The 2,553-nt window shown below is 72.5% G+C and carries 1 protein-coding gene; it reads left to right on the top strand.

Annotated features, from left to right (window positions below):
• On the top strand, positions 1 to 2,553 hold a 2,553-nt coding region (locus tag SGA01_RS40615; protein WP_141303443.1), incomplete at both ends, for a non-ribosomal peptide synthetase.

The raw sequence follows: 2,553 nt of genomic DNA, 5'->3' as shown, positions 1-2,553 counted from the left end.
TCGTCCGCTCCGGTACGGGTGACGCGCTGACCTTCCGGGTGCCGGCCGCCACGGCCGACGGTCTGCGGAAGCTGGCCTCCGGCCAGAACGCCTCCCTCTTCATGGCGGGTCTGGCGGCCTTCCAGGTGCTGCTGTCGCGGTGGTCGCGTCAGGACGACATCGCGGTCGGTACGCCGGTCGCAGGCCGGAACCGGGCCGAGGTCGAGGACCTCGTCGGGTTCTTCGTGAACACGCTGGTCATGCGGTCGGACCTCACGGCGAACCCGTCCTTCACGGACCTCCTCGGCCAGGTCCGCGAGACGGCGCTCGGCGCGTACGGGCACCAGGATCTTCCCTTCGAGCGGATCGTCGAGGAGCTCGCTCCCGAGCGCGACCTCTCGCGCAATGCCCTCTTCCAGGTGATGTTCGCCCTCCAGAACGTGCCGGAGAGCGCCTGGACGCTGCCGGGCCTGTCGATCGAGACGATCGAAGTCGCCACGCACGCCTCGAAGTTCGACCTGACGCTGTTCCTCACCGAGCAGTCCGACGGCTCGCTCGACGCCGAGATCGTCTACTCCACCGAGCTGTTCGACCGCGCCACCGTCGACCGCCTCGCCGGCCACTACGTCAACCTCCTGGCGGCCGTACTCGCGCACCCGGACCGTCCCGTCGGACGCCTGGACCTGCTCGGCGCACGGGAGCGGGAGGAGCTGCTGGCCGCGTCCGAAGGCACCGCCGTCCCGTACGGAGACGAGGACAAGGCCACGATCCAGGCCCTCGTGGAGGCGCAGGTCGCCCGCACCCCGGACGCCCCGGCGGTGGTCTCCGGCGCGGTGGAGCTGTCGTACGCCGAGCTGAACGCCCGCGCCAACCAGCTCGCCCACCACCTCGTCGACCTCGGCATCAAGGCCGGCGACCTGGTCACGGTCTGCGTGGACCGGGGCACCGAGATGATCGTGACGCTCCTCGGCGTGCTGAAGGCCGGCGCCGCGTACGTGCCGCTCGACCCGGACTACCCGGCGGCCCGCCTGGAGTTCATGCTCTCCGACACCCGCGCGCCGCTGGTCGTCACACAGTCGGAACTCGTCGGGCGCCTGCCGGGAACGGCCGCCGCCCAGGTCCTGATCGACACCGACCGGGAGGCCGTCGCCGCCCGCCCGACCACCGACCCCGCACCGCGGTCGGGGCCGCAGGACCTGGCGTACGTCATCTACACCTCCGGCTCGACCGGCACGCCCAAGGGCGTCATGATCAAGCACCGGGGCGTGGTGAACTACCTGGGCTTCCTGACCGGATCCGTCCTCGGCGGGCGGAACCCCGGGACGCTCCTCCAGACCGTCTCGATCTCCTACGACGCCTCGGTACGGGAGATCTTCGGCGGCCTCGCCTCCGGCGCCCGGCTCAGGATCATGCCGACCGGCTCCATGGCCGACCCCAGGACCTACCTGGAGGCCGCCGAGGCCGAGGGCGTGCGCACCGTCCTCAGCTGCGTGCCCAGCGCCTACCGGGCGCTCGTGCAGACGGCCGCCGAGTGCGGGACCGACATCGACTTCGACACGGTCCTGCTCAGCGGGGAGAGCCCGACGCTCCTCGCGGGCGAGCAGGCCCTCGTGCACGCCTCGGCGAAGGAGGTGGTCAACCACTACGGCCCGACCGAGACGACCATGACCGCCGTCTTCCACCGCCACCACAGGATCTCCGACGGCAACCTCGTCGGCCGGCCGCTCGCGAACGTGCAGGCGCTGGTCATGGACCGCTTCGGCGGCCCGGCGCCGGTCGGCGTCCCCGGCGAGCTGTGGATCGGCGGCCCGGGCGTGGCCCGCGGCTACTGGAACCGCCGTGTCCTGACGGACGAGTGCTTCGTCCCGCACCCCTTCTCCGACGACCCCGCGGCCCGCGTCTACCGGACCGGCGACCTGGTGCGCCGGCTGCCCGACGGCGACCTGGAGTTCCTGGGCCGCATCGACCAGCAGGTGAAGCTGCGCGGCCTGCGCATCGAGCTCGGCGAGATCGAAGCGGCGCTCGCCGCCCACGAGGACGTCGCCGCCGTCACGGTGATCGTCCGCGAGGACACCCCGGGCGACCAGCGCCTGGTCGGCTACTGCGTCCCGGCCGCCGGCCGCGAGCCGACCGCCGCCGCCCTCCGGGACCGGCTGCGGGAGAGCCTGCCCGACTACATGGTCCCGAACTGGTTCGTCCTCCTCGACGCCCTGCCGCAGACCCCCAACGGCAAGGTCGACCGCAAGGCCCTGCCGCGGCCGGAGAGCGAGCGCGACGACACGGGCGGCGCGTACGTCGAGCCGCGCAACAGGACCGAGCGGATCATCGCCGACATCTGGGCCGAGGTCCTGGGCGTCGACCGGGTGGGCGTCCACGACAACTTCTTCCACCTCGGCGGCCACTCCCTGCATGCGGTCCAGGTGATCCTGCGCGTGGCCCGGAAGCTCCACGTCGAGCTGGCCGTCCGCCGCATGTTCCTCCACCCGACGGTCGCGGACATGGCCGAGGCCGTCGCCCAGGGCACGCCCGTGAGCGACGAACTCCCGGTGCTGCCCCGCCCCGAGGGCGCCGTGG

The organism is Streptomyces gardneri (genome assembly GCF_006539185.1).
Taxonomy (GTDB): domain Bacteria; phylum Actinomycetota; class Actinomycetes; order Streptomycetales; family Streptomycetaceae; genus Streptomyces; species Streptomyces gardneri.
This window is presented reverse-complemented; position numbering and strand designations above follow the sequence as displayed.